21 protein-coding genes are annotated in these 25,689 nt (G+C 53.6%); 4 read left to right on the top strand and 17 right to left on the bottom strand.

Going from position 1 to position 25,689, the window contains the following annotated elements; translation table 11 throughout:
• Positions 1–8: 8 nt before the first annotated feature.
• Together dhaL and dhaK are read right to left on the bottom strand one after the other, a co-directional pair.
• Complete coding sequence (gene dhaL, locus A6A26_RS09895) at positions 9–641, bottom strand: dihydroxyacetone kinase subunit DhaL (RefSeq protein WP_063878571.1); 633 nt, start codon at positions 639–641, stop codon at positions 9–11.
• 10 nt (positions 642–651) lie between these two features.
• Positions 652–1,722: a dihydroxyacetone kinase subunit DhaK gene (gene dhaK / locus A6A26_RS09890; RefSeq protein WP_063878570.1), complete on the bottom strand. Its 1,071-nt coding sequence runs from the start codon at positions 1,720–1,722 to the stop codon at positions 652–654.
• Positions 1,723–2,309: 587 nt separating this feature from the next.
• Between dhaK and A6A26_RS09885 the strand changes: the two genes are divergently transcribed.
• Both A6A26_RS09885 and dhaR read left to right on the top strand, forming a co-directional pair.
• Entirely contained in the window at positions 2,310–3,407 is a 1,098-nt protein-coding gene (locus tag A6A26_RS09885) for a glycerol dehydrogenase (RefSeq protein ID WP_063878569.1), read from the top strand.
• Between the two features lie 101 nt (positions 3,408–3,508).
• A complete protein-coding gene (gene dhaR / locus A6A26_RS09880) occupies positions 3,509–5,425 on the top strand; it encodes a dihydroxyacetone kinase operon transcriptional regulator DhaR (RefSeq protein ID WP_063881114.1) in 1,917 nt (638 codons plus the stop codon).
• Positions 5,426–5,548: 123 nt separating this feature from the next.
• On the opposite strand, the gene A6A26_RS25455 is transcribed toward dhaR, so the two are convergent.
• From A6A26_RS25455 to proB, 12 genes are all read right to left on the bottom strand, one after another.
• Positions 5,549–5,713, bottom strand: a complete 165-nt coding sequence (locus A6A26_RS25455) for a hypothetical protein (RefSeq protein ID WP_156506651.1) — start codon at positions 5,711–5,713, stop codon at positions 5,549–5,551.
• A 1,764-nt stretch (positions 5,714–7,477) separates the two neighbouring features.
• Positions 7,478–8,137: a formate dehydrogenase-N subunit gamma gene (gene fdnI, locus A6A26_RS09870; protein WP_063878568.1), complete on the bottom strand. Its 660-nt coding sequence runs from the start codon at positions 8,135–8,137 to the stop codon at positions 7,478–7,480.
• Positions 8,130–9,014 carry a formate dehydrogenase subunit beta gene (fdxH, locus tag A6A26_RS09865; RefSeq protein ID WP_063878567.1) on the bottom strand — a complete coding sequence of 295 codons (885 nt, stop codon included), beginning with the start codon at positions 9,012–9,014 and terminating at the stop codon, positions 8,130–8,132. Before fdxH ends, fdnI begins: the two co-directional genes overlap by 8 nt.
• 11 nt (positions 9,015–9,025) lie before the next feature.
• Positions 9,026–12,076: a formate dehydrogenase-N subunit alpha gene (gene fdnG / locus A6A26_RS09860; RefSeq protein ID WP_074180996.1), complete on the bottom strand. Its 3,051-nt coding sequence runs from the start codon at positions 12,074–12,076 to the stop codon at positions 9,026–9,028.
• Between the two features lie 280 nt (positions 12,077–12,356).
• Complete coding sequence (locus A6A26_RS09855) at positions 12,357–14,105, bottom strand: glycosyl hydrolase family 28-related protein (protein ID WP_063878566.1); 1,749 nt, start codon at positions 14,103–14,105, stop codon at positions 12,357–12,359.
• Positions 14,106–14,304: 199 nt separating this feature from the next.
• Positions 14,305–14,595 carry a hypothetical protein gene (locus A6A26_RS09850; RefSeq protein WP_028724061.1) on the bottom strand — a complete coding sequence of 97 codons (291 nt, stop codon included), beginning with the start codon at positions 14,593–14,595 and terminating at the stop codon, positions 14,305–14,307.
• Positions 14,592–14,939, bottom strand: coding sequence for a DUF7940 domain-containing protein (locus A6A26_RS09845; RefSeq protein WP_063878565.1), 348 nt, complete (start codon positions 14,937–14,939; stop codon positions 14,592–14,594). The genes A6A26_RS09850 and A6A26_RS09845 overlap by 4 nt, the downstream gene beginning before the upstream one ends.
• A complete protein-coding gene (locus tag A6A26_RS09840; RefSeq protein ID WP_063878564.1) occupies positions 14,936–15,403 on the bottom strand; it encodes a lysozyme family protein in 468 nt (155 codons plus the stop codon). Before A6A26_RS09840 ends, A6A26_RS09845 begins: the two co-directional genes overlap by 4 nt.
• Positions 15,404–15,601: 198 nt before the next feature.
• Complete coding sequence (locus A6A26_RS09835) at positions 15,602–15,880, bottom strand: transcriptional antitermination N peptide (RefSeq protein WP_063878563.1); 279 nt, start codon at positions 15,878–15,880, stop codon at positions 15,602–15,604.
• Positions 15,881–16,302: 422 nt separating this feature from the next.
• Positions 16,303–17,034: a S24 family peptidase gene (locus A6A26_RS09830; protein ID WP_063878562.1), complete on the bottom strand. Its 732-nt coding sequence runs from the start codon at positions 17,032–17,034 to the stop codon at positions 16,303–16,305.
• A gap of 359 nt (positions 17,035–17,393) precedes the next feature.
• Positions 17,394–18,647 carry a glutamate-5-semialdehyde dehydrogenase gene (gene proA / locus A6A26_RS09825; RefSeq protein ID WP_063878561.1) on the bottom strand — a complete coding sequence of 418 codons (1,254 nt, stop codon included), beginning with the start codon at positions 18,645–18,647 and terminating at the stop codon, positions 17,394–17,396.
• A 9-nt stretch (positions 18,648–18,656) separates the two neighbouring features.
• Positions 18,657–19,760 carry a glutamate 5-kinase gene (gene proB, locus A6A26_RS09820; RefSeq protein WP_063878560.1) on the bottom strand — a complete coding sequence of 368 codons (1,104 nt, stop codon included), beginning with the start codon at positions 19,758–19,760 and terminating at the stop codon, positions 18,657–18,659.
• Between the two features lie 351 nt (positions 19,761–20,111).
• On the opposite strand from proB, the gene ompC reads away from it, so the two are divergent.
• Positions 20,112–21,245 (top strand): porin OmpC, encoded by a 1,134-nt coding sequence (gene ompC / locus A6A26_RS09815; protein WP_063878559.1) that lies wholly within the window; start codon positions 20,112–20,114, stop codon positions 21,243–21,245.
• Positions 21,246–21,478: 233 nt separating this feature from the next.
• Here the strand turns inward: ompC and crl are convergent, their stop codons facing one another.
• The 3 genes from crl to gpt all read right to left on the bottom strand — a co-directional run bounded on the left by crl (position 21,479) and on the right by gpt (position 23,827).
• Complete coding sequence (crl, locus tag A6A26_RS09810) at positions 21,479–21,880, bottom strand: sigma factor-binding protein Crl (protein WP_063878558.1); 402 nt, start codon at positions 21,878–21,880, stop codon at positions 21,479–21,481.
• Positions 21,881–21,999: 119 nt separating this feature from the next.
• On the bottom strand, positions 22,000–23,253 hold the full coding sequence (frsA, locus tag A6A26_RS09805; protein WP_063878557.1) for an esterase FrsA: 1,254 nt from the start codon (positions 23,251–23,253) through the stop codon (positions 22,000–22,002).
• Between the two features lie 115 nt (positions 23,254–23,368).
• Positions 23,369–23,827, bottom strand: coding sequence for a xanthine phosphoribosyltransferase (gene gpt / locus A6A26_RS09800; protein WP_063878556.1), 459 nt, complete (start codon positions 23,825–23,827; stop codon positions 23,369–23,371).
• A gap of 252 nt (positions 23,828–24,079) precedes the next feature.
• Between gpt and pepD the strand changes: the two genes are divergently transcribed.
• Complete coding sequence (pepD, locus tag A6A26_RS09795) at positions 24,080–25,537, top strand: beta-Ala-His dipeptidase (protein WP_063878555.1); 1,458 nt, start codon at positions 24,080–24,082, stop codon at positions 25,535–25,537.
• Positions 25,538–25,689 lie beyond the last annotated feature (152 nt).

The following is a 25,689-nucleotide window of genomic DNA, read 5'->3' as shown; positions in this document are numbered from 1 at the left end:
GCTTCTCCTTACTCCCTGGCGGCGGCGGCCAGCATTTGCACCATGAACATGACCGAGGTTGCCCCAGGGTCCTGATGACCAATACTGCGCTCGCCCAGATAACTGGCGCGCCCTTTACGGGCCTGCATCGTAATGGTGGACTGGGCGGCTGACTCTGCCTGTTCGCAGGCGGCATCCAGTGCTGCACTCAGCGACACATTCTGCTCACTGGACTGACGCAGTGATTCCACCACGGCGAGCCAGACGTCACACATGGTTTTATCACCCGGCTCAGCTTTGCCGCGGTTGATCACCCCTTCTGCGCCCTCACGTATCATCTGATACAGTTCTTCCAGCGTCAGGCTCTGATGCGCCTGGGTAACCTGAGCCGCACGAATAAAGAACGTACCAAACAGCGGCCCGCTGGCTCCTCCTACGTTTGAGAGCAGCGTCATACCGGTATTTTTGAGAATAAAACCGATGTCTTTATCTTCAATAGAAGGCAGTTTCTCAACAACCTTGCTGAAGCCACGATGCATATTTAAGCCGTGATCGGCATCGCCGATTTCGCGATCCAGGCCGGTAAGAAAATCACTTTCGCGGGTAAAAACCTCGCCACAACGGTAAAGCCAACGCACAATTTGGGAGCGGGTAAGTGACATGTCGAACTCCTTAATGGCCCCAGTTCAGGGCAGGTGTATGAACCGGCGCATCCCACAGCGCCAGAGAATCATCATCCACACTCAGCAATGTGATGGAAAAGCCCACCATATCCAGTGACGTGCAGTAACTGCCCACCAGGCTCCGTGCGAGAGTGATGCCATGTTCTTCACAGCGTTGCGCCAGGCGGTTATAAACACCATATAGTTCTGACAGCGGCGTCGCGCCCAGGTTATTGACCAGCGCAATGACGTTGTCGCCGCGCGTCAAGGCCTGCTTACTTTGCTGCACCTCTTGCCAGGCGCCGGCGTTTAAATCCCAGTGACGCAATGTGCGGCTGTAGGTGCCATTCTCCAGCAAAGTTTCGAACATCTCATCGACGGTGTTATCCAGCGAAGTAAAGGTGCGGCGATCGATACCGGGTTCACCATGAATCCCCACACCAAACTCCATTTCATTATCCTGGAGTTCAAACGAGCGTTTTCCTGCGGCAGGCACGGTGCAGGCACCCAGTGCGATGCCAATGGAATGACCACAATTGTTGAGTTTTCTCCCCAGCGCAGCGCAGGCCTCAAGTGAATCGCCTCGCTCTGCGGCGGCCCCCACCAGTTTTTCAATCAGCACGGTGTTCGCTACGCCACGCCGTCCCGCCGTATACAGGCTGTCTTTGACGGCAACGTCATCATCCACAACGATCGTCGTCACTTTTACGCCACTTTCATGCAGTAACTCGGTTGCCGTTTCAAAGTTGAGGATGTCGCCAGTGTAATTTTTGATAATCATCAGCACGCCTTCACCGCCGTCAATCTTCATGGCGCACTCAAACATTTTGTCTGGCGTGGGCGAGGTAAAGATTTCGCCGGGACAGGCACCGGACAGCATGCCATGGCCAATAAAACCACAGTGCATTGGTTCATGACCGCTGCCGCCGCCGGAAAGCAGCGCAACCTTGCCTGCCACAGGCGCATCGGCTCGCGTCATACATACCGGGTCCTGATGAAGCGTCAGTTCAGGATGGGCCAGCGCCAATCCTGCAAGTTGTTCACTCAATACATCTTCCACTCGGTTAATCAGCTTTTTCATTATTCATGCTCCGTCGGAGGCGGTGTGCTGTCGTCTGTGCCTGAGGCAAAGACAACCCGATTGTTGGGAAATCCTGACGGCGGGAGGCCGCTCGTCGATGCACTGATTCTCAGGGAGTTCAGGATAAAAAAAATGTCAGCCAGAAGGGTTTCATAACGGAACAATATGATGATTTTTATGTTCCATAATGAAACATCATGCGCGGCTATCGGGTAAAAATGAGAGGCAAAGCAGGTAATGATTCCCGTGGTGACAGGCAAATCCCACTGACTAAGCACGATTTTTTGGGCTGGCTATGACATTGGCGTTTTAACCGCGCTTATCGCGGTATCGTTTTGCCATTTTAACATTGCCGGGGACGATCCCGATCGCAACATCACTTTTTACCGTGGTTTATTGTTCCAGTATGAAACATGGAGGGCGGCAAGGTGTTCCATATAAGAACGTTGCCCGCAAAACTTTTTCACCCCACCGTCGATCGTAGAGTGAGTAGCGACGTCGGCCATCATCCGGCTTTCATGTCCAGTTAAGCCAGAGAGACGCCAGCGTACACCATGCGAACATGTTCTTACTTGAGGGTGAAAGGAATGCCAAAAATTATCCAGTCTCCAGCCAAATATATTCAGGGACCCAATGCCGCCCTGTCCTTTGGTCAGTATGCAAAGGATCTGGCCGATCGTTTTTTTGTGATTGCAGATGATTTTGTAATGAAACTGGCGGGCGATAAGGTCTTGAGCGGCCTTGCCGACCATGACGTCAGTTGCCATGCAGAGCGCTTCGGCGGGGAATGTTGCCGAACTGAAATCGACCGCCTGATGGCGTTAGCAGAACAGAACGGCTGTCGTGGCGTGATCGGCTTAGGCGGTGGTAAAACGCTGGATACTGCCAAGGCGATTGCCTGGTATCTCAAACTGCCTGTGGTGGTGATTCCCACTATCGCTTCAACCGATGCGCCCACCAGCGCACTGTCTGTGATTTATACCGAAACCGGTGAGTTTGCAGAGTATCTGATCTACCCCAAAAATCCCGATATGGTGGTGATGGATACTACGATCATTGCTAAAGCACCGGTACGCTTACTGGTAGCAGGAATGGGCGATGCCCTGTCGACCTGGTTTGAAGCAAAAGCGTGTTATGACTCTGGCGCAACCAGCATGGCAGGCGGCAAATCCACCGCCGCCGCATTAAGCCTGGCGCGACTGTGCTATGACACGCTACTGGCTGAGGGCGAAAAGGCACGCTTTGCGGCCCAGGCCGGTGTAGTGACAGAGGCACTGGAACGTATTGTTGAAGCCAATACTTATCTTAGCGGTATTGGCTTTGAAAGCAGTGGCCTTGCCGCTGCGCATGCCATCCACAATGCGTTTACCGTGCTGGAGGAGTGCCATCATCTTTACCACGGTGAAAAGGTCGCTTTCGGTACGCTGTCACAGTTAATTTTGCAGAACAGCCCGACAGAAGAGATCGAAACCGTGCTGGCCTTCTGCCAGAAAGTAGGACTGCCTGTTACCCTGGGGCAGATGGGCGTGAAACAGGATATCGAGAGAAAAATTCGGGCGGTTGCCGACGCGGCCTGTGTGGAAGGGGAAACCATCCACAATATGCCGTTCCCGGTTACACCAGACAGCGTTTATGCGGCGATTATCACTGCCGACCTGCTGGGACAGCAGTGGCTGTCGCGTTAATCTGTCACCGGTAAACCGCTGGCCCAATCAGTAAGGGCACCAACTTCCCCTTAGCCGCGTCTGCTAAGGGGATTTTCTATGGTCTTTTAGCGGAAATGGATATGACAGCGTTAACTCCCGATAGCGATAAGGACGTTTCTGCGGTGATCACTCAGTCATGGCAGCGTTGCAGTAAATATATGCAGCGGGGTAACTGGCAAACGCCACATCAGGCACAGGGATTAACCTACGAATCAATTTGTCGGCGCAAAACTGCCTTACTCACCCTTGGTCAGGCAACACTTGAGGATGCGTGGGAGTACATGGAGAACCGGCCTTGTGCCCTGTTTATCCTGGATGAATCCGCCTGTATTTTGAACCGCTGTGGTGATGCACAGACGCTGATGCAGCTTGAGGCATTAGGTCTGCACGACGGCAGCTACTGTGCTGAAAGCATCATTGGTACCTGCGCCCTGTCGCTGGCGGCTTTAGAAGGCCAGCCAGTAAAAACCCACGGCGAACATCACTTTAAACGGGCGCTCCATGCCTGGTCTTTCTGCTCAACCCCGATATTTGATAATCATGGCCGTTTATTTGGCTCTATCGCGCTGGCCTGTCTGCGTCAGGATCAGGCGTCCTCTGATCTTTCCCTCACGCTGTCTATCGCCCGGGAAGTGGGTAATTCGCTATTAACGGACAATTTATTAGCCGAGTCCAACCGCCATCTGAACCAGCTTTATGGCCTGCTGGAGAGCATGGATGATGGTGTTATGGCGTGGAATGAGCAAGGCGTTCTGCAATTTCTGAATGCACAGGCAGCCCGGCTGCTGCATCTGGATGCCTTAAGCAGTCAGGGGAGGAACATTGCTGACCTTATTACTCTGCCCGCCCTGTTGCGCCGGGCAATTAAGCAGGCGCAGGGATTAAAGCATGTGGAAGTCACCTTTGAGAGCCAGCATCAGTTTGTTGATGCGGTGATTACTCTGAAGCCTATTGTTGAAGTTCAGGGCAACAGCTTTATTTTACTGCTCCACCCTGTTGAGCAGGTTCGTCAACTCATGACCCGCCAACTGGGAAAAGTCAGCCACACTTTTGAACAGATGCCAGAACAGGATGCGGACACGCGGCGTTTAATACATTTTGGTCGTCAGGCCGCCAAAGGCAGCTTTCCCGTACTGCTGAGTGGGGAAGAAGGCGTGGGCAAAGAGCTGCTGAGTCAGGCTATTCATAACGAAAGTGACCGGGCGAGCGGGCCCTATATTGCCGTTAACTGTCAGTTATATGCCGACAGCACGTTGGGAAAGGATTTTATCGGTAATGCGCCCAGCGAGGAGGAAAATGGTCGGCTGAGTCGTCTTGAGCTGGCACACGGCGGTACGTTGTTTCTGGATAAAATTGAGTATCTGGCTCCTGCCTTGCAATCGATTCTTTTACAGGTGATCAAGCAAGGGGTTTTGACGCGTCTTGAGGCACAGCGGTTAATCCCCGTTGATGTGAAGATCATTGCCACCACGTCGGTCGATTTAGCACAACGGGTGGAACAAAATCGTTTTAGCCGCCAGCTCTATTACGCTCTGCATTCGTTTGAAATCGTTATTCCTCCTTTACGGGCGCGGCGTAACAGCATTCCCACGTTAGTCACTCACCGCCTGCGCCGACTGGAAAAACAGTTTTCATCCCGGTTTAAACTTGATAACGACGCGATGGCAAGGTTAGTCAACTATGGCTGGCCGGGTAATGATTTTGAATTAAACAGCGTCATTGAGAATATCGCTATCAGTAGCGAGCACGGTCACATTCGGTTGAGTAACCTGCCTGAGTCTTTATTCGCTGAACAGCCTTATAGCGAAACGTCCTCTTCGTTATTACCGGATAATTTATCGTTTAGCGCGATTGAAAAAGAAGCCATTATTCATGCCGCCCGTGTTACCCACGGTCGGGTGCAGGAGATGTCGAATCTGTTGAATATTGGACGCACGACCCTGTGGCGAAAGATGAAACGCTATGCCATTGATGCGAGCCAGTTCAGGCAAAAATAGTGGGGGAATTAGCCTGAGTGGGGGCTGTTCATGGTATGAACGTGGCTTTGGATGGTGGCCTGGGCGGCGGCATTCATGGCATGAACATGGCTTTGCCTGATCACCTGAGCGGTGGGCCTTTATTTAGCGTTGAGAGGGTTGCGTTCGCCAGGCAGTAGAGAGCTTCAGCCAGCTCCATGCGGGAACCCGGGTTGCCAGCCTGAGCGGCGTCCAGTCATTTAACTCTGAGAAGGTTTCGCTCGCCAGGCGTCGGGCAGTTTCAGCCCGCCCCGTGCGGGCGACCGACAAGGGGCCGCCAGTCGCCGCGGCCCCTTGCCCCCGGGCTGCCGGGCTGCCGGGCTGCCGGGCTGCCGGGCTGCCGGGCTGCCGGGTTGCCGGGTTGCCAGCCTGAGCGGCGTTCAGTCATAAAGCTCCGGGAAGGTTTCGCTCGCCAGGCGGCGGGCAGTTTCAGTCCGCCCCGTGCGGGCGACCGACAAGGGGCCGCCAGTCGCCGCGGCCCCTTGACCCCGGGCTCCCGTCCTGCCCACCCGCCGCTGCGCGGTCCCTTCGCGGCTTCAGGATTTCTGCCGGACCGCCAGGACGCGCCATCCCTGGCGCGGCCTGGCTTTCGCCGACGTCCTGTCGGCTCATCCGGAAATCCTGCATCCGCTCAGCGGGACGGGAAGGCCGGCCCAACTCCCCCGCTTTGATAACTGTGTGAAAACCAACGCCTGTATCGCTTCAGATGTCAGAAAACATCGCTTCAGATACCAGAAAAGCATCACAGCTTATTGCTGTTCATTTTTTCATTTTCGTCAGGTTTCCCTGTCTTCAGTTCTGATTACGCATGTTAATAACAGGCGAAGCAGTATTTCGGAAAAATATAAGCCCTAACAGGCGAGGGTTTGCTGGAGGCATCCGGCGCGCTGAGGAAAGAACGGAGGCCAGGACGGCGCGGCAGGGACGCCGCGACGAGGACGGCTGCGCCACGGAGGGCGCATCCGGACGGTCCGTCAGGCCGCAGTGAGTGACGAAGGGACAGCGACGGCTGCCGGACGCCGGGATTGTTAAGGGGCTGGCGCGAGCCCCTTAACCCGAACGCCTGCCCGGACAGGCTGAAACTCCCCGACGCCTAGCGGGCGGAACATACTCAGTGCAAAACCGTATCCCCACCGCCTCGCGGGCGGAACATGCTCAGAGCAAAGCCGCATCCCCACCGCCTGCCGGGCAGAATATGCTTAGTGCAAAACCACAAATCCCCCCGGCGGGCAAAACCCATTCAATACAAATCCTCAGGCAAAGCCGCACCAAATAAAGAACAGGTTCCCACAGGCGAGGGTTTTCCGGAGGCATCCGGCGCGCTGAGGAAAGAACGGAGGCCAGGACGGCGCGGCAGGGACGCCGCGACGAGGACGGCTGCGCCACGGAGGGCGCATCCGGACGGTCCGTCAGGCCGCAGTGAGTGACGAAGGGACAGCGACGGCTGCCGGACGCCGGGATTGTTAAGGGGCTGGCGCGAGCCCCTTAACCCGAACGCCTGCACGGGCAGGCTGAAACTCCCCGACGCCTGGCGGGCGGAACATACTCAGTGCAAAACCGTATCCCCACCGCCTCGCGGGCGGAACATGCTCAGAGCAAAGCCGCATCCCCGGCACCTGGCGGGCAGAATATGCTTAGTGCAAAACCACAAATCCCCCCGGCGGGCAAAACCCATTCAATGCAAATCCTCAGGCAAAGCCGCACCAAATAAAGAACAGGTTCCCACAGGCGGGGGTTTGCTGGAGGCATCCGGCGCGCTGAGGAGAGAACGGAGGCCAGGACGGCGCGGCAGGGACGCCGCGACGAGGACGGCTGCGCCACGGAGGGCGCATCCGGACGGTCCGTCAGGCCGCAGTGAGCGACGAAGGGACAGCGACGGCTGCCGGACGCCGGGATTGTTAAGGGGCTGGCGCGAGCCCCTTAACCCGACCGCCTGCACGGACAGGCTGAAACTCCCCGACGCATGGCGGGCGGAACATGCTCAGTGCAAAACGGTGTCCCCACCGCCTCGCGGGCAGAACCATTGCAAAACCGCTATCGACACCGCCTGGCGGTCTCCACCGCCGCCTTCTCCGTCGCCTCCACCTCACGATACCAACGCGGATGGTGCTTCCGCGCCCAGCGACGACTGACTTTACCCTCAATCATCCCGGTAATTGAGCCTTTAACCCAAAACGCCATATAGATATGAATCAAAATGGCATGGATCAGCACGATCGCGGCTGCGGCATGGATCAGCAGGCTCCAGCGGATAACCGTGATGGGGAAATACGCCGCAAAGTAAGGTCGCCAGATAATAATGCCCGTCACCACCAGCACCACGATCAAAGACATAATGGCCCAGAACATCATTTTCTGGCCTGCATTATATTTACCTACATCGGCCACTTTGTGCTCATTGCCCTTGAGCACTTCGACAATGCCTTTTATCCACGGCATATCCTGCCTGTCTGGGATGTTGTGACGAACAAAGCGCACAAACATCACCATCAACAACACGAAGATCAGTACACCAAAAAACGGATGTAAAATCCGTCCCATCTGCGGTGTGCCGAAGGTTGCAGTGAGCCACTGTAGTGTTGGAAAAAACAGCCCAAGGCCGGAAAGCGCAACCAGAAAAAAGCTGATCACCACGGTCCAGTGGCAGGCGCGGTCGATAAATCGGGTACGCAGGATCATGTTGCGCTTACTCATGATCGTTCTCCTCTTCATTATCCGTCTCGTTATTCGGCCCTATGCCCACATAGTGATAAATAAGCGCGGCAAAGGTCGCAATAAATCCCGCAGCGGAAAGCGGTTTGAGCACGCCCTTCCATACATTAACTGGCGTAGCGATTTTTGGATCGGCGGGAAGATGGTGGTAAAGCTCTGGCTTGTCCGCATGGTGCAGAACATACATCACGTGCGTCCCCCCGACGCCTGGTGGGTTATAGATACCCGCATGGGCATAGCCACGTTTTTTTAGCTGTGCCACGCGCGCGTCTGCCACGCTCAACATCTCTTTTTTGCTGCCAAACTGAATGGCACCTGTCGGGCAGGTTTTTACACAAGCCGGTTCCTGACCCACACTCACCCTGTCCACACAGAGCGTGCACTTATAAACGCGATTATCATCGGGATTCAGCCGTGGCACATTGAACGGGCAACCGGCAATGCAGTAACCGCAACCGATACAATGCTCAGACTGAAAATCCACGATGCCGTTAGCGTACTGAATAATCGCGCCAGCAGAAGGGCAGGCTTTGAGACAGCCCGGTTCCGCGCAGTGCATACAGCCATCTTTGCGAATTAACCACGCCAGTTTGCCCTCCTGCACAGTTTCGCTGAAGCGCATTACCGTCCAGGATTTTGCACTTAAATCCATCGGATTATCGTAGACACCCGTGCAGTGACCGACTTCATCACGGATATCATTCCATTCTGAGCAAGCCACCTGACAGCCTTTGCAGCCAATGCAGGTGGAGACGTCGATAAGTTTTGCCACTTCGGCCTGAAAGTCCCGCGCCTGCGGGGGCGGCGTTAAGCTGTTGGTCGCCGAGCGTTGAATAATATCTTGAGATTGCATAGACATGGGTTCCCTCCTTACGCCCGCTCAATGTTGACCAGAAACGCTTTGTATTCTGGCGTATGTGAGTTGGCATCACCCACCGATGGCGTCAACGTATTGGACAGAAAGCCTTTGCGCGTTGCACCTTCAAATCCCCAGTGGCAGGGAATCCCGATGGTATCTACACGTTTTCCGTCGATCGTTAACGTCTGCAAACGCTTTGTCACCACGGCTTTCGCCTTGATATAGCCGCGTTTAGACATCACCTTAACCATGTCCCCTGCGGCAATACCTTTCTCATTGGCCAGCGATTCGCCAATCTCAATAAACTGCTCAGGCTGCACGATGCCGTTAAGCCGGGCGTGCTTTGTCCAGTGACGGAACAGCTCGGTAATGGAATAGGTGGTGGCGACATAGGGAAACGCATCGGCTTTGCCCATATTGGCGATATCGTCACTGAAAATACGCGCTACCGGGCTGGAGATGACCGCTGGATGCAGTGGGTTCGTTCCAATGGGTGATTCAACCGGCTCATAATGCTCCGGAAAAGGGCCATCATTCATTTTGTCGATCGAGAACAGGCGTGCAACGCCCTCCGGGTTCATGATAAATGGCCCGACATGGCTGTCTGGCGGAGACGCGTTGTAATCCGCAACGTCCATCCCTGCCCATTTTTGACCATCCCAGTGCAGCAGTGCGCGTTTTGCATCCCAGGGCTTACCGGACGGATCGGCAGAGGCCCGGTTATACAGAATCCGGCGGTTGGCTGGCCACGACCATGCCCATCCTGGCGTACAGCCCAGCCCATAAGGATCGCTGTTATCGCGATTCGCCATCTGGTTACCCTGCTCCGTCCAGCTGCCGCAGTAGATCCAGCAGTAACTGCTGGTAGATCCATCATCACGAAGCTGGGCAAAGCTGCTGAGCTGCTCCCCTTTTTTCGCGATTAACCGACCCTCTGCGTCATACAGATCCTGAAGCGCCATACCATTTGCCTCACGAGCAAGCTCCTCAGGATGCGGATCGTAGGGATCGTTATAATTCCAGTTGAGATTGAGTAAAGGCTGCGGATTAGCCCCGCCCTCTTGCTGGTAAAGCTCTCGCAATCGCATAAAGAGCCGTCCCAGAATTTTACCATCATGTAATGCCTCGCCCGGTGGCTCTGCCGCCGCCCAGTGCCACTGTATCCACCGGCCGGAATTCACAATCGATCCGTTCTCTTCGGCAAAGCAGGATGACGGCAAACGGAAGACTTCGGTCTGGATCGTCTCTGGCTTAACATCATTCATTTCGCCGTGGTTTTGCCAGAAGTTGGAGGACTCTGTTACCAGCGGATCAATGACCACCATGTATTTGAGCTTTGAAAGCGCGCGAGACGATTTGTTTTTATCGGGGAAGGCAGCAAGCGGATTGAAACCCTGAACAATATAGCCGTTGATTTTGCCCTCCAGCATCAATTCGGCCTGCGTCATCACATCATAAAGACGATCCCATTTCGGCAACCAGTCATAGCCCCAGTTATTTTCCGCAGTGGCATGTTCCCCCCAGAAGCTTTTCATCATACTGACGAAAAACGTCGGCGTGTTCTGCCAGTAGTTCACCTCATTAACCCCCAGTGCAGGCGGTGTAATCTGTGAAATATAGGTCTGATAATCTGGCTGATGCTCTGAAGGCAGAGGCATGTAGCCCGGCAGATTGGTCGACAGCAATCCCAGATCGGTGTAGCCCTGAATATTCGAGTGACCGCGCAGCGCATTAATACCGCCGCCCGCCATACCGATATTGCCGAGCAGCAGCTGCAACATGGCCGCCGCCCGGATAATTTGCGCACCGGAAGAGTGATGAGTCCATCCCAGCGCATACAATATCGTTGCTGTGCGATTCGGCACGCTGGTGCTGGCCAGCATTTCACAGATACGGGTGAAGTCTGCGACTGAGGTCCCACATAATCGATTCACCATCTCTGGCGTATAACGTTCGACGTGCTTTTTAAGCAGATTCCACACACAGCGCGGATGACGCAGTGTGGAATCCCGTCGCGCATTTCCCTGTTCATCGAGCTGATAGAACCAACTGGATTTATCATACTGCTTCTTATCCGCGTCAAAACCGCTGAACAAGCCGTTATCAAAGGCGTAATCATCGCGAATCAGCAGGCTGGCATTGGTGTAATGCCGGACATATTCATGTTGAATACGGTCATGTTCAATCAGGTAGCGGATGACGCCAAGCAGGAACACGTTGTCCGAACCGGCGCGAATCGGCGCATAGACATCGGCAACGGCGGCGGTTCGGTTGAAACGCGGGTCCACCACAATCACCGTGGCGTCATTTTTAGTCTGCGCCTCAATAACCCATTTAAACCCCACCGGATGCGCTTCAGCCGCATTGCCCCCCATAACCAGCACAACGTTGGCATTTTTGATATCGACCCAGTTATTGGTCATGGCGCCGCGGCCGAACGTTGGAGACAGCGCAGACACCGTGGGCCCATGACACAAACGTGCCTGGCAGTCTATCGCGGTCATGCCTAAACTGCGGGCAAACTTACCATCGAGCATGCCCGTCTCGTTACTGGCCGCCGAGGAGCACAACATGCCCGTTGTGGTCCAGCGGTTAACCGTGACGCCTTGAGCATTTTTCTCAATAAAATTCGCATCGCGATCGTCCTTCATCAGACGGGCAATACGGTTGATGGCCTCATCCCAACTGATGCGCTGCCAGGTGTTTGATCCCGGCGCACGATACTCGGGGTACTGCAAACGGGTTTCACTGTGAATATAATCCAGTACACCGGCCCCTTTCGGGCAGAGCGAGCCACGACTGACCGGATGGTCCGGATCGCCCTCTACGTGGTAGATACGTTCTCTCACGTTTTTAGCGGTGTCGCCCAGGCTGTAAATCAACATGCCGCAGCCGACAGAGCAGTAGGTACAGTTATTGCGTGTCTCTTTCGCTTTTATCAGTTTGTATTGACGGGTTGCTGCCTGCAAAGAGAAAGAGGATAAAAATCCGAGAGATGCAACAGTGGTTCCGGCCAGGCCGCCTGCGCAGATGCGGAAGAATTTTCTTCGGCTGAGTTCCATGTAGCCTCCAGAGTAAAAGAACAACAACAAAAAGTTGCACAGACTATAAGGTTATTTAGCCCCGAAAACCATTGTCTCTGTATGGTTATTGATGCAGCGCAATATTCTATTTTTTAAGCCCGATCGCAGTGTTGATTAAAACGGGTGCAGAAGCTGTTTTACGCTATCTGCGGCACACTCTCAGATAGTGCTCACAGTGAAGAGAAGCCTGGGAGCCGCACAATGCTGGGCACAACGCAAAAAAAAAGCGAGGCCGAAGCCTCGCGTAGGGTTGCCGACGTTAATCGTAATAAGGCACCTTACGATCGGTACCGTTAATATTGATGAGCACAAAACCGGTCGGCGTCGTTTTGTTGGTCGGTGTGCCCACCGCGGTAGCGAGGGTCACCACGCCTTTTTCATTGGCTCCCAGCCCTGCCACGCCATTGTGCAATCCAAAGCGTGCCGCTGGCTTGAGCGTTCCCACCTTCGATACGTCATCAACCAGCGACATATCACTTTGAAACAGGGAACAGGAACCCGTATCAAAGCGCGTTGGTCCGGTGGTTTTCAGGTTAAACATGGTTTCGCCGCTGTTGGCTCTTAGCTTAACCCACACGCCAGCATAGGTGGTGCCCACCCGGTTGTAACGGATATCAATAACCGCTGGCTGCCCCATATGACAGGCATCAGCCCAGACCGTATCCAGTCGTTGCAGGTTGATCCAGGTCTTCCCGGTGCCGGGCATGTTGATGGGCGATCCTGCTGTCCCCGAAGGCGTGGTGTTATCCGCTTTACCGATCAACTCAATGACCCATTGCTGATTGGGTGACGGAAAAAACACCTGACCTAAACGGTACCAGTTATCCGTCTCGGTGTTATTCACCACCTTGTAGCCGCTAAAGTACCCTGCCCGCAGCGAACCACTCATAAAGGTGCCGTAGTTCTCGTCACGGCGGTAACCATACTCAAAGGTGGAAAGCCATTTCCCCCCGACCAGATCCTGACTGAGTTTGGAGCCTGACTGCAGGTTAATATGACGCATTACCACACGTGCATTATTCAGGATTAAAGGCGCACTACAGTTCTCGACATTGAGCGTATCAATGGTCCAGCCGCCATCGGATAAATCGCCGGGATTGCGCGTATGTTCGATCCATACGTTGCGCATGATCGCCTGCGTCATGCGCGGCATATACAGCGTGGCATCGCCATAGCCCGTCTGGAAATTGGCATTACATAACTCAATGGCTGTGGAGTGATCCCAGACGCCTTTGGGTGAACCTGACCAGCCGATATCGAAAACGCGCGAGTAGGTGGTATTGGTATAGATTTGCTCAAACTTACTGTCGAGCGTGTCCTGCAGCTTAAAGATGGTTCCGCCGCTGCGCTGCCCCCGAAAGCAGCTGATATTAACGATTTGCCCTGCCATACAACTGTTTTCAAAAAACGCCTGAACATTGCTGCACATTTCAGGGGTAATGGTTGCCGTGTTGGTGACAGTATCGGCACTGGCCTGTCCGTCCCAGGTAATCCCGCGAATGGTGGTACGCCGAGCCTGAACTTTGAACAGGGTATTGGCACTTTTATCTGACACGATGGTGGTGCCGGGCAGAGAACCCAGCGCCAGATCGTCCCCGGCCAGACCAAAGAAGGGGATTTCCGTCTCACTCAAGTCCATGGGCATAATCAGGAAACGCCCGCCAGGGAAACGTACCGGCAATCCCTTCATATTCTGGCTGTAAGTTTGTGACCAGCCGAGAATACGTTTAAACGCATCGGTGTCATCCGTGACGCCATCGCCCTTTGCACCAAAATGCAGGATGTTCACTTCTCGCGGATCGTTGATTGAACGTTTCCAGTAGAAGCCGTTTCCTATGGCTACCGTACCGCCATCATCTTTTAAAATCGTGGTGCCGGTAAATCCCACAAAATCGCCGCCGCCACGAAAGCTGGAATCTTTATCGTAGTAGCGTTTCAGTACGGCAATTTCACCTGGTTTTGACGGCATGGTCGTACGAAGCTCAGCAAATGAGTTAACTTCAATCATGATATCCTCCTCAGGATAATAGGCTGTAAATCAGAAAGTTAAAGAATCTTCGGCAGCGGAATGACCACACAGGACATCCCATAAATCGTTGTGGCTGTTAATGGCGCGCACGGTGCGAATATCTGCTTTGTGAGCGTCATCGCCATGGGTGTAGATGGGGGAAAAGAGAATGCAGGCTGAATCGCTGTAGGTGGCAGGTTTAAGGTTGGTGGTATTTGGACTGCTGCAGCTTGTCGCGAGCAGCAGCGTCATCAAGATTAAGGTTATCAGTCGCCACACGCTTCGCCTCCTCACTATTGCGTTGCTGTTGATGAGTAACATTCGCCATGCGATTTGCCTCTTGCCTGGCGCTGTCGGCTTCCGACCGGGCTTGCTGTTGCACCTTGCCGATCTTCTTACCTCCCACGTAGCTGGCAACGACGGCGATGATCAGTGCACCCATCGCCGCCAGCCCGTGCCAGCCGCTGGTAAACAGAGAAATAAACGTCATGATGTCTCCTTATTGCTGGGGCGCTTTTCATTCAGCAGGTTTTTCTGGCGAACAAATTGCGCGATGACGCCCATCGCCACCATGAAGGCGCCGATGAGACCAAGGTAATTGTGGGGAAGGATGCTCTTCACATCGTCAGGCAACGTTTGCCAGGCATTCAGCGCAGACGACGGAAATGACTGAACCCAGGCGCTGAGCATTGACCCCAGCGAAGCCAACCATACAGACCAGGTTTTAAATAACAATTTGGCGTGAGAAACAAACTGCAGCGTGGTGAAGCGCTGCATTAACAGCAGAATAATCACGACAACTAATACCGCGATAATAAAAAACAGCCATCTCATAACAGCCCCCGATAAACGTCATAGTTACCGCTGCGCATAACGTCAGCATGACGTCTCACTCGACCGGGCGTTTGCCGTGCCCACAGGCTGTTAAGCATGGCATCGCCCGCCTCCGTAAAGTGTTCACGAGCGATTGCGCTGAGCATATTTTTAAACTGTAAAACCCCATCAACGCCCAACTGGTACGCCATGCTCAACAGCACGTCGGTACGCGCATCATTGCACTTTGCCAGCACCTGTTTCAGGGGAGCGCGACTCTGCATATCTGTCATCTTGTTTTCCAGAATGCATTGCTTCCAGACATCGCCTACGCGGCGCGGCACCCGCAGGACATAATTGCTTAACGATGCGCCTTTAGGGCCAATCCGGATGCCGGCGGCGACCGTGGGGAACCCCAGGGTGTCGAGATAAGGCATTTCAGCGTAACCTTCTTCAAAATTCAGAATTGCAATAATCTGGCTCATAAAAACTCCTTAGTAAGGGTGCAGGCAACCCATCCCGTGCGGGAAAACATAAAACAAACTGATTAGTGCCAGAGATAAACGCAGCGGGAATTGCGATTAAAGGTGCAGCAGCACTAAAGCATTTGCGCAAAGGTCAGGCTCAGGAAGGAAGGATGGCGTTACCTGCGACAGGCAGTGAATCAACAGCGGTCACACGATTCAGCGAACCGCGTAGAGATGAACATGGGGCAGACAACAGTTATCAAAACCCGAGACGTCTTTATTTCTCAGGCGCGGCGCGGTTACAGCACGATCGACCGCTGGGGTAACCTGCCGCTGACAAATTTGTTCAGCACGCCGCAAAGGACGCGTTTCGGGTGGGTAGTTAAGTGCTTCGTCAATGCTTTGTTTAAGACGGTTGAGAGGTTGACGCCGCTGATGGCGGCGGGTACGTGCATTGCCCATAAAAACGCTTTTGCCATAATGAATTATCGCCATAACTCCTCCTGTGAATGAGTCTTTGGCGATAGGGTGGCAGGCGAGCGTTTTGGGTTTGAAGAACAAGCTCGAATGTCGCTGAATGGTGTTCACAGGCTCTCCTCCCGGCTGAATAATCAGTCAGGTGGAAGGGTCAGCAAAAGGGTACAGGCGGCATCTGACGACGCTGCATTATGCGCATCCACCCCATCCCAAAGCTCATTGGCTTTTGGGGGGTTTGATTCGCGCTTGTGCAGCGCCTCAATTGTTTAAGAGCGTTTCATCCATGTGGTAACACGTTCTTTCATCCATGTTCAAATTATTAACAGGTTCTTATGCTTTATCAAACACCACTGGTTAATTTATTTTTTACCACAAGTTAACTTTTTGAATTTAGACCGATTATTTTTTTGCCTTACAGGTGGCCCAGCCTGCTGAATTGTCTATCCCAGAATGTGATACTGCCCGGCCTGACTCATAATGACTTTTGCCAGCACGTTTAAATTCCCCGCCTCATTCCTGTCCAGATACCAGGTTTCATAACGCTTATTATCTGATATGACGGCAATTCTTTTGTGTTGCAGTTGCAGCCGCTTGAGATACAGCTGTTCATCCAGGGTAAAAATATAGATACCGTCGCCGTCAAACTGCTGGACGCTTATGTCCACAAACAGCTGATCGCGTGGTGCAAAAGTGTCGGACATGGCATCGCTGTTGATCGCAATTAATCGAATATGATCTGCCGGACGGCCGCTGAACAACACGCGGGCTTCATCCTGACCGTATTCGATGGCCTGAATGGTTTCGACAAAATCATCCCCCACAGGCAGACCTGCGCCTGACTTCTGCCCTAAATCAAAACTGTTCACGCGGAAGGTGTTTTTTTGGCAGGGGACGTCGTGAAGCGGGTAAGGTTCTGGATGCTGATCCATACCATATTGCAACCACTCTACCCGCACGCCAAGCAGCTGGCTGAGCGCCAGTAAATTGCCATTATCAGGCACAGACTGAGCGTTAAACCATTTCCACACGCCCGGCGCTGAAATCTTACAACCCTGGCGTTGTAACGCACAGGCGACCTGTTTGTTGCGTCCGTGTCCTGTAATGCCCGCACTTTCACAAGCGGCTATCAGCCTGGCGGTGAAAGCTTGTCGGGTACTCTCTTTTTTAACCATCAGTTAATAATCGACCATTGAAGAGGAGCTGAATGTTATTTTCATTATTGCTACCAGTTCATTTTATATTACCGCCAGTTTACTACCTAACCGCATTACTAAGCATTTCTGATTATTATTTGCAGTTTTACCGCACAGCGAACCATAAAACAGGGCGCAAAGCCGCGTACCGTCTCACCTTTCAGCAATCTTTTGTAAAAAATTGCACCGCGGCCGACTCATCCCCGCAGTAAAAAATAATCCCCACCGCTTAAAAAGCCATCAACGGCGGAAAAACTCTACCATTGAGTGGTGCGGAAAAAAGCAGCATGAAAAAAAACGGGGGCCTGAATGGGCCCCCGTTTGTTTAAAAAATACCGTTATGCACGCAGGGTATCATCACCCCAGGCAATCCATTTGTAGGTGGTCAGCGCCTCCAGCCCCATAGGACCACGGGCATGCAGTTTTTGCGTACTGACCGCCACTTCTGCGCCCAGACCAAACTGCGCACCGTCGGTAAAACGGGTACTGGCGTTTACGTACACGGCCGAAGAGTCGACCTGCTTAACGAAACGCGCCGCGTTTTGCGTGCTGCGGGTCAGGATAGCGTCTGAATGCTGCGTGCCGTGCATACGAATATGCGCAATCGCCTCATCCATATCTGCGACCCGCTTGACGTTAAGATCAAGCGACAACCACTCATCGTCATAGTCGCCCTGTTGCACGGCAGTAACGCTGGCCGGCCCCTGCTGCAGCTGCGCCAGAATATTGGCATCGGCATGCAGAGGGATATTCTCTTCAGCCATGCGGGCAGTAAAAGCGGGCAGGAAACGGTCAGCAATAGCGGTGTCAATCAACAACGTTTCCAGAGAGTTGCAGGCACTGGGGCGCTGCTTTTTCGCATTGACGATGATGTCCAGCGCTGGTGCGATTTCCATCGTCTCATCGATATAAATATGACAAACCCCAATCCCACCGGTAATGACCGGGATGGTCGCGTTCTCGCGACAGAGCTTATGCAGACCCGCCCCGCCGCGCGGAATCAGCATATCCACATAACGATCCAGTTTGAGTAGCTGATTCACCAGTTCGCGATCCGGATTTTCGATAGCCTGAATCGCTGCCGCCGGTAAACCATGCTGCTGGAGTGCGTTCTGAATCACCCGCACTGTAGCCGCATTGGTGCGCCACGTCTCTTTCCCACCGCGCAAAATGGCTGCGTTACCGGTTTTTAAGCACAGGCTGGCGACATCCACGGTGACGTTTGGACGCGCTTCATAAATCACGCCAATCACGCCCAGCGGCACCCGGCGGCGCTCAATCCGTAGCCCGCTGTCCAACTGACCGCCATCCATCACCTGCCCGACCGGATCGGCTAACTGGCAGACCTGGCGAACATCGCTGGCAATCGCGCTGAGGCGTGCAGGCGTTAAGGTCAGACGATCGAGCAATGCCTCGCTCATCTTGTTCTGCCGTGCCTCAGCCAGATCCTGCTCATTTGCGGTCAAAATAACGCTGCTTTCCGCTTCAAGTCGGTCAGCAATCGTCAGTAAAACCTGATTTTTTTCGGCTGCAGACAGATCCGCCATTGCCCAGGCCGCGGCACGCGCCGCCTTTCCCATTTCTTCAAGCATATTCGTTCCTTAGCTGACGATCATGTCGTCACGATGTACCGCAACCGGCCCGTACTCATAGCCCAGAATGTCGCTGATCTGTTGACTGTGGTGACCTGCGATCATGCGCATCGCGTCGCTGTTGTAGCGCGAGACGCCGTGGGCGATATCGCGCCCCTGCAGGCTGCGAATACGGATCACTTCTCCGCGAGAGAAATTGCCCTGAATATCGCGAATACCTTTAGGCAGCAGTGAGCTGCCGCGCTCAATAATCGCGGCAAGCGCGCCGTCATCCACGGTGATCTCACCGGCCGGCGGCGCACCAAAAATCCAGCGCTTACGGTTTTCAAGCGGCGTTTGCTGAGCATGAAACAGGGTGCCCACCGGCTTGCCCGCAATTACGTCACTAATGACGTCGCTTCGGCTGCCCGCAGCAATAATCACGTCAATACCGGCCCGGCAGGCGACATCTGCAGCCTGCAGTTTAGTCGACATCCCGCCCGTACCCAATCCTGATACGCTGTCGCCCGCCAGGGCACGCAACGCGTCATCGATGATATGGACATCGCTGATTAATTCAGCATCCGGATTATTGCGTGGATCGGCGGTAAAGAGTCCCAGCTGGTCGGTCAGCAAAAGCAGTTTGTCCGCGCCGCCCAACATTGCTGCCAGCGCAGAGAGGTTGTCATTGTCACCCACTTTGATTTCAGCGGTGGCAACGGCGTCATTTTCGTTAATGACGGGCACGATGTGGTTGTCCAGCAAGGCACGCAAGGTATCACGCGCGTTCAGGAAGCGTTCGCGATCTTCCATATCGGCGCGGGTCAGTAACATCTGACCGATATGAATGCCGTAGATGGAAAACAGCTGTTCCCACAGCTGGATAAGACGACTTTGCCCCACCGCAGCTAACAGCTGCTTTGAGGCGATGGTCGGCGGCAGTTCGGGGTAACCCAGATGTTCACGACCGGCTGCCATCGCGCCAGAGGTGACAATCACAATACGATGGCCGGCGGCGTGCTGTTGCGCGCACTGACGCACTAATTCCACCATGTGCGCTCTGTTTAACCGACGTGAACCGCCGGTAAGAACGCTGGTACCCAATTTGACCACAAGGGTCTGACTGCCACTCATGTTGTCCTGCCGTAAAAAATTTCTGTGAACGGACTTTTTAACAGGTGCAGTGAGGGAAGCCAACAGCCTGTAAGGGAAAAACTGCAAATTTCGCAGAGCGTCAATTAGACCAAAAGTTCCCCATTAACAACAAAACATCAAAATTGTCATAAAAAGTTCATCATTGATCGGTAAAAAGTCCGTGTTTTACAAACTTTTTCATTAATGCCTCAAAAGTTTTCTTGTTGTAACAAGGCGGCAACTGAATGCCCCCCGGCCTGTTGACTGAGCATCCGGAGAATAAAGGCAGCCATGCCTGTAACAAGAAGACGTTGAGGACAAAAAAATTTTACTCATTGGGATTGATAGCAAATGAAGAAAAGTACACTGGCAATCGTGGTATCTGCTCTGGCCCTGACCTCTGCTGCTCAGGCCGCTGAAGTTTATAACAAAGACGGTAACAAGCTGGATTTCTACGGCAAGGTTAAAGCTGAGCATTACTTCAGCGATAATGCCGGTGCTAATGGCGATAAATCTTACGTGCGTATTGGCTTTAAAGGACAGACGCAGATTAACGATATGATGACCGGTTACGGCCAGTGGGAATATCAGTACAACGCGAACAACTCAGAAGGCTCCGATGCGAACAGCGGCAACAAGACCCGTCTGGGCTTTGCCGGTCTGAAGTTCTCTCAGTACGGTTCATTCGACTACGGCCGCAACTATGGCGTGCTGTATGACGTTGAATCACTGACTGACGTCTTCCCGGAATTTGGCGGCGATGGCACAGCACGTACTGACAACTTTATGGCACAGCGCGCCACTGGCGTAGCGACCTACCGTAACAACAACTTCTTTGGTCTGGTGGATGGCCTGAAGTTTGCCCTGCAGTATCAGGGTAAAAATGACGATAAAAGCGCGAACACACGTGGCTTAGGAACGAATAACGCCATCGATACAAGTCGTCAAAATGGTGACGGCTACGGCGCGTCACTGGGCTATACCATTGCTGATTCTGGCGTGAGCGTACTCGGTGCTATCACTTCTTCTGACCGTACCAACGCACAGCAGGCGGGCACATATGGTCACGGCGATAAGGCCACTTCGTGGGGCACAGGTCTGAAATATGACGCTAACAGTGTTTATCTGGCGGCTATCTACACCGAAACGCGCAACATGACACCAATCAGCGGAACAAACCGTGTCGCGGGTGGTGGTGTTTCTGGATCTGCCAACAAAGCAGAAAACCTGGAACTGGTTGCTCAGTACCAGTTTGACTTCGGTCTGCGTCCATCCATTGGTTACGTTCAGACCAAGGGCAAAGATATCGAAAACGGTATTGGCAACGAAGACCTGGTTAAATACATCGACGTGGGCGCGACCTACTACTTCAACAAAAACATGTCGACGTTTGTTGATTACAAAATTAACCAACTGGATAAAGACAACAAGCTGGCACTTAACAACGATGACATCGTTGCAGTCGGCCTGACTTACCAGTTCTGATGAATCTGAGTCTTGCCTGACGAGAGGGACGGTCGAGGGATTGACGGCCCGCGTGATGGACAGACTTAGTGCTTTACCCTCAATGTGAATGTGTCTGTTAAAAGGGCGAGTTGCAAAACTCGCCCTTTCCTTTTGTGTTCCGTCCCACCGCTCTGTCCGCTTTCCGGCACGTCGATGCGTAGGCAAACGTTCCCGCCCGGCCTATAAAAAAAGGCCCCCGCAGGGGCCTGATGTCAGGCGCTGAGTTTTATCGGTTTTTCATCAAAGTCACTGGCTGGCACCAGATCCAGTTCAAACTCTTTCAGCATCGTTTTTAAACGGCCGTGGAAATTACGTAAGGTTTCTTCCACGCGGGCATTGTTATCTTTGCCTTTGATCGTGGCAACTGACCAGTCGCCTTCTTTATCAAACAGGCCGATGTGATAAACGTAGGTAAAGTGATCGGCTTGCGCTTCCAACTCCATCCACCAGCCCCAAAATTCACGCAACTCGGGCGCAGGCTTTACATTCACGCAGGCAGCCAGGCAGTCGAAGAAAAAACGGGTTTCGCTACACTTTCCATCGCGTATGTAAGGTCCCAGTTCCGTGAAGCGTTTAAGCAGGCGACTGCGGGGATGACCACTCGGTAACGTCATGCTAATTCTCCATAAGGACAGGCTTGATATTCCGAACCGTAGCAGCCGTGCTGCACTCTCTTTTGACGATCCGAATGATTCCAGCTAGTAGTTGTAGCAAACACTGTAAATTTTGCCAGCTATCTTTTCAAACGCTGGGCCAGCCAATCGCAGATTTCATTAAGCCCTTTATCAAAACTGGCGATGACCGGTTTTACGGGAATTAACAAGGCTTTACCTTGCGACGAGGAGTTAGCGATTAATTTGCTCTCTTCCTCGGGGCTGAAGAGATCGTTCGGCCAGTGTGCAGACAGCATCGGCGTTGACGTTCTTCGTCCCAGAAGCCCCTGATTTTTCAGCGAGTAGCTGAGCAACTCAGCCCGTAATGCGCTGTCCGTTGTGCCAGTCATGCCAAGTCGGCTCGCAAGCATGTCCATGTACATATCCGGCACCTTGTTCTGCAGCGTGGCCTGCGTCAGCAGACTATGCACAATCGGCCCCAGACAGGCCACCGCCCGCAGCCGCGGTGCTTCCAGATAGGCCAGACGAACCGCGACATTCGCGCCAAAGCGGAAGCCCAGCGCGGCAACGCGCGTATGATCGATCCACGGTACGGACGCCAGATCGCGCAGTACCTGCTGATGCAGAAAGCTGGTGTCCTGGCTGAGCTTCCACTTCATTGAATTCCCGACGGAAGGCATATCAAGCGTCAACATGGCGATACCACGCGGTGCCAGATAGTCATGGAACAGACGATAATGATCGGTTTGCAGCGAATCCAGCGCACCACAAAACATCACCGTGGGATAAGGTGCCTCCACAGCAGGCGGCATGTGCAGAAAACCACTGACCGGGCTACCGCCTTCAATGGGGAAGGTCAGCGTTTTGAGTTCTCCGGGTAGCCGGCGGGTTGCCTCGTCATAAGCGCGGCTGGCGAGCGTTTGTGCCTGATCAGCCAGTTCATCGCCTTTGATATAAGGATACGCCGCCACGCTATAGAGGTGAGACGCATGAAGCCAGTCATGACCGGCCCGATCGTGTTCACTTTCGTTCGCCTCAAGCGCCCGCTGCTGCCAGAAGCCCGCCTGCCTGCTCCACTCGAAATTCCAGTTGCCATTACGGTAACCAATGACCGTATCCAGCAGCGCCGGATGGGTGTGCTCAGCGTCGCTGATTGCGATACGCGCCAGCACCTCGCTGACCTCCTGCGATGGCAAACCACGCCAGGCCCACATCAACTTGTTAAGCATGCGATACCAGCCACGCTGGCTATCGCCATCCAGGGCGGAGTGCACCTCATGCGTGGCGTGACGACGCAGTCGTACCAGAGATGAGGTTTCGGGGTGTTTAAAACGAGGCTTGAACAGCTCAACGCTCAGGTTTTTGCCAGGCATGTTACCTCTCTGACAGCATTAACAGCGGTAAGTAAGTGTACTGTACCGCAAAACAAGTCGCGAGGCGTAGAAAGCACAACGCCCGGAAAACCGGGCGTTGTTTGTGTTACATCAATCAGCTTTTCACAATCGGCGGAATGTAAACCACGCCCATGTCCCACGGCTGCTCAATCCAGGTGTTCTGCGGAATATCAACAACATAATCGTCCACCAGCTCGCGACCAGCAGGCTTAGCAAAGATGGTGCAGAAACGGGCTTTTGGGTACATTTCGCGGATGGCTTGTGCGGTGCCGCCGGTATCAACCAGGTCGTCAATAACGATAAAGCCTTCACCGTCGCCTTCAGCGCGTTTCAGGACTTTCATTTCACGCTGGTGATCGTGGTCATAGCTGGAAATACACACGGTATCGACATAGCGAATACCCAGTTCACGTGCCAGCAGCGAAGCCGGTACCAGACCGCCGCGGCTGACTGCAATAATGCCTTTCCACTGTTCAACAGGAAGCAGGCGTTGAGCCAGTTTGCGGGCATGAATCTGCAGCATGTCCCAGGTAACAACGTATTTTTCGCTCATAAATAGGTATCCCAGCCAGTCAGTGTGGCTTAAAAAATGTGCAACGGGGAAAAGGTTGCGCGAGATTATAAGGACATGACGCGCTAAAAACCAGCACCTGGCTTCTGGTTGCGGTTTTTTAGCGCGTTGAATAACACACCGAGTCAGAAACAGTGATATTCTCGCCCTATCTCGTCAGTTCTCTGACGGCGATCTTTTACTGGAACTTCGCAATGTCCGGCCCGGCCGGCGCACTGACACAGGAGACTTGTCGTGTCTGAATTGTCCCAACTCTCTCCACAGCCACTGTGGGATATTTTCGCTAAGATTTGCTCTATTCCGCATCCCTCTTTCCATGAAGAAGCGCTGGCAAGCTATATCGTTGGCTGGGCCAAAGAACAAGGTTTCTGGTGTGAGCGCGATCAGGTAGGCAATATTCTGATCCGTAAACCGGCCACGCCAGGCATGGAAAAACGCACGCCGGTTGTGCTGCAGGCCCACCTTGATATGGTGCCGCAGAAAAACAACGACACCGTACACGACTTCACCAAAGATCCTATTCAGCCTTATGTTGATGGCGAGTGGGTCAAAGCGCGCGGTACGACGCTGGGTGCCGACAACGGTATTGGTATGGCATCTGCGCTGGCCGTTCTGGCGGACAGCAGCCTGACCCACGGTCCGCTGGAAGTGTTGTTAACCATGACCGAAGAAACCGGCATGGATGGCGCGTTTGGCTTACAGCCAGGCTGGCTGCAGGCGGATATTTTGATCAACACCGATTCGGAAGAAGAAGGTGAGATCTATATGGGTTGCGCAGGTGGTATCGACTTCGTCACCACGCTTCCGCTGACGCGTGAGGCGGTGCCGGCTTCCCACGAAAGCCTGAAGCTGACCCTGAAAGGCCTGCGTGGCGGTCACTCCGGCGCGGATATCCACATGGGCCTGGGCAATGCGAACAAATTGCTGGCGCGTTTCCTGGCGGCCCATGCGGCAGAGCTGGATCTTCGTCTGGTTGAATTCACCGGTGGTACGTTGCGTAATGCAATCCCACGTGAAGCCTTTGCCACCGTGTCTGTCGACAGCAGCAAAGTAGACAGCCTGAAATCGGCCGCCGCCGGCTTCCTGGCTGCGTTGCAAAATGAACACGGCGTAAAAGAGAAGAACATTGCCTTTGTCAGCGAGCCGGTTGCCCATCAGGGTGACGCGCTAACCACAGAGAGCCGTGACCGCTTCCTGAATCTGCTGAACAGCACGCCAAACGGTGTTATCCGTAACTCAGACGTCGCCAAAGGCGTGGTCGAAACCTCGCTGAATGTGGGTGTGGTCACGATGGAGGCAGATAAAGCAGAAATTAACTGCCTGATTCGCTCACTGATCGATACCGGGCGTGATTACGTCGTGCAGATGCTGACCTCACTCGGTCAGTTGGCAGGCGCACAAACGAAGCCAAAAGGTGGCTATCCCGGCTGGCAGCCAGACGCGGACTCGCCGATTATGGCGCTGACCCGTGAAACCTATGTCGCGCTGTTTAATAAGACGCCTAACATCCAGGTGATTCACGCAGGTCTGGAATGCGGCCTGTTCAAAAAGCCTTATCCTGACATGGATATGGTTTCGATTGGACCAACGATTACCGGCCCTCACTCACCTGATGAGCAGGTGCATATCGAGAGCGTGGGGCTTTACTGGAAACTGCTGACAACGCTGCTGAACGTGATACCTGAAAAGTAATTCAGGCGCGTTAATCTCTCTGAGGGTTTATGTTCAACATAAACCCTTTTTTTATCGGCTATTTCGGCCTGACGTCCTTTCATCGCCAGCCACTAAGCATTAGCTTTCGCCACCGCCCGCTAAAACAGTAAAAAGCGTTTATCCGCCCCCCA

The sequence above is a fragment of the Pantoea sp. OXWO6B1 genome, assembly GCF_001641135.1.
GTDB classification, from domain to species: Bacteria; Pseudomonadota; Gammaproteobacteria; order Enterobacterales; family Enterobacteriaceae; genus Pantoea; species Pantoea allii.
Note: the sequence above shows the minus strand (reverse complement) of the source record. Positions and strands in the feature narration are given on the sequence as shown.

What these genes read in the sequence shown, in the direction of transcription:
- frsA (WP_063878557.1), bottom strand. Translation starts at nt 23,253, where the DNA reads ATGCCTGGCAAAAACCTGAGCGTTGAGCTGTTCAAGCCTCGTTTTAAA.
- A6A26_RS09840 (WP_063878564.1), bottom strand. Translation starts at nt 15,403, where the DNA reads ATGAGCCAGATTATTGCAATTCTGAATTTTGAAGAAGGTTACGCTGAA.
- dhaL (WP_063878571.1), bottom strand. Translation starts at nt 641, where the DNA reads ATGTCACTTACCCGCTCCCAAATTGTGCGTTGGCTTTACCGTTGTGGC.
- crl (WP_063878558.1), bottom strand. Translation starts at nt 21,880, where the DNA reads ATGACGTTACCGAGTGGTCATCCCCGCAGTCGCCTGCTTAAACGCTTC.
- A6A26_RS09845 (WP_063878565.1), bottom strand. Translation starts at nt 14,939, where the DNA reads ATGAGATGGCTGTTTTTTATTATCGCGGTATTAGTTGTCGTGATTATT.
- A6A26_RS09850 (WP_028724061.1), bottom strand. Translation starts at nt 14,595, where the DNA reads ATGACGTTTATTTCTCTGTTTACCAGCGGCTGGCACGGGCTGGCGGCG.
- fdxH (WP_063878567.1), bottom strand. Translation starts at nt 9,014, where the DNA reads ATGTCTATGCAATCTCAAGATATTATTCAACGCTCGGCGACCAACAGC.
- proA (WP_063878561.1), bottom strand. Translation starts at nt 18,647, where the DNA reads ATGCTTGAAGAAATGGGAAAGGCGGCGCGTGCCGCGGCCTGGGCAATG.
- A6A26_RS09830 (WP_063878562.1), bottom strand. Translation starts at nt 17,034, where the DNA reads ATGGTTAAAAAAGAGAGTACCCGACAAGCTTTCACCGCCAGGCTGATA.
- fdnG (WP_074180996.1), bottom strand. Translation starts at nt 12,076, where the DNA reads ATGGAACTCAGCCGAAGAAAATTCTTCCGCATCTGCGCAGGCGGCCTG.
- A6A26_RS09835 (WP_063878563.1), bottom strand. Translation starts at nt 15,880, where the DNA reads ATGGCGATAATTCATTATGGCAAAAGCGTTTTTATGGGCAATGCACGT.
- gpt (WP_063878556.1), bottom strand. Translation starts at nt 23,827, where the DNA reads ATGAGCGAAAAATACGTTGTTACCTGGGACATGCTGCAGATTCATGCC.
- A6A26_RS09885 (WP_063878569.1), top strand. Translation starts at nt 2,310, where the DNA reads ATGCCAAAAATTATCCAGTCTCCAGCCAAATATATTCAGGGACCCAAT.
- dhaR (WP_063881114.1), top strand. Translation starts at nt 3,509, where the DNA reads ATGACAGCGTTAACTCCCGATAGCGATAAGGACGTTTCTGCGGTGATC.
- A6A26_RS09855 (WP_063878566.1), bottom strand. Translation starts at nt 14,105, where the DNA reads ATGATTGAAGTTAACTCATTTGCTGAGCTTCGTACGACCATGCCGTCA.
- ompC (WP_063878559.1), top strand. Translation starts at nt 20,112, where the DNA reads ATGAAGAAAAGTACACTGGCAATCGTGGTATCTGCTCTGGCCCTGACC.
- proB (WP_063878560.1), bottom strand. Translation starts at nt 19,760, where the DNA reads ATGAGTGGCAGTCAGACCCTTGTGGTCAAATTGGGTACCAGCGTTCTT.
- fdnI (WP_063878568.1), bottom strand. Translation starts at nt 8,137, where the DNA reads ATGAGTAAGCGCAACATGATCCTGCGTACCCGATTTATCGACCGCGCC.
- dhaK (WP_063878570.1), bottom strand. Translation starts at nt 1,722, where the DNA reads ATGAAAAAGCTGATTAACCGAGTGGAAGATGTATTGAGTGAACAACTT.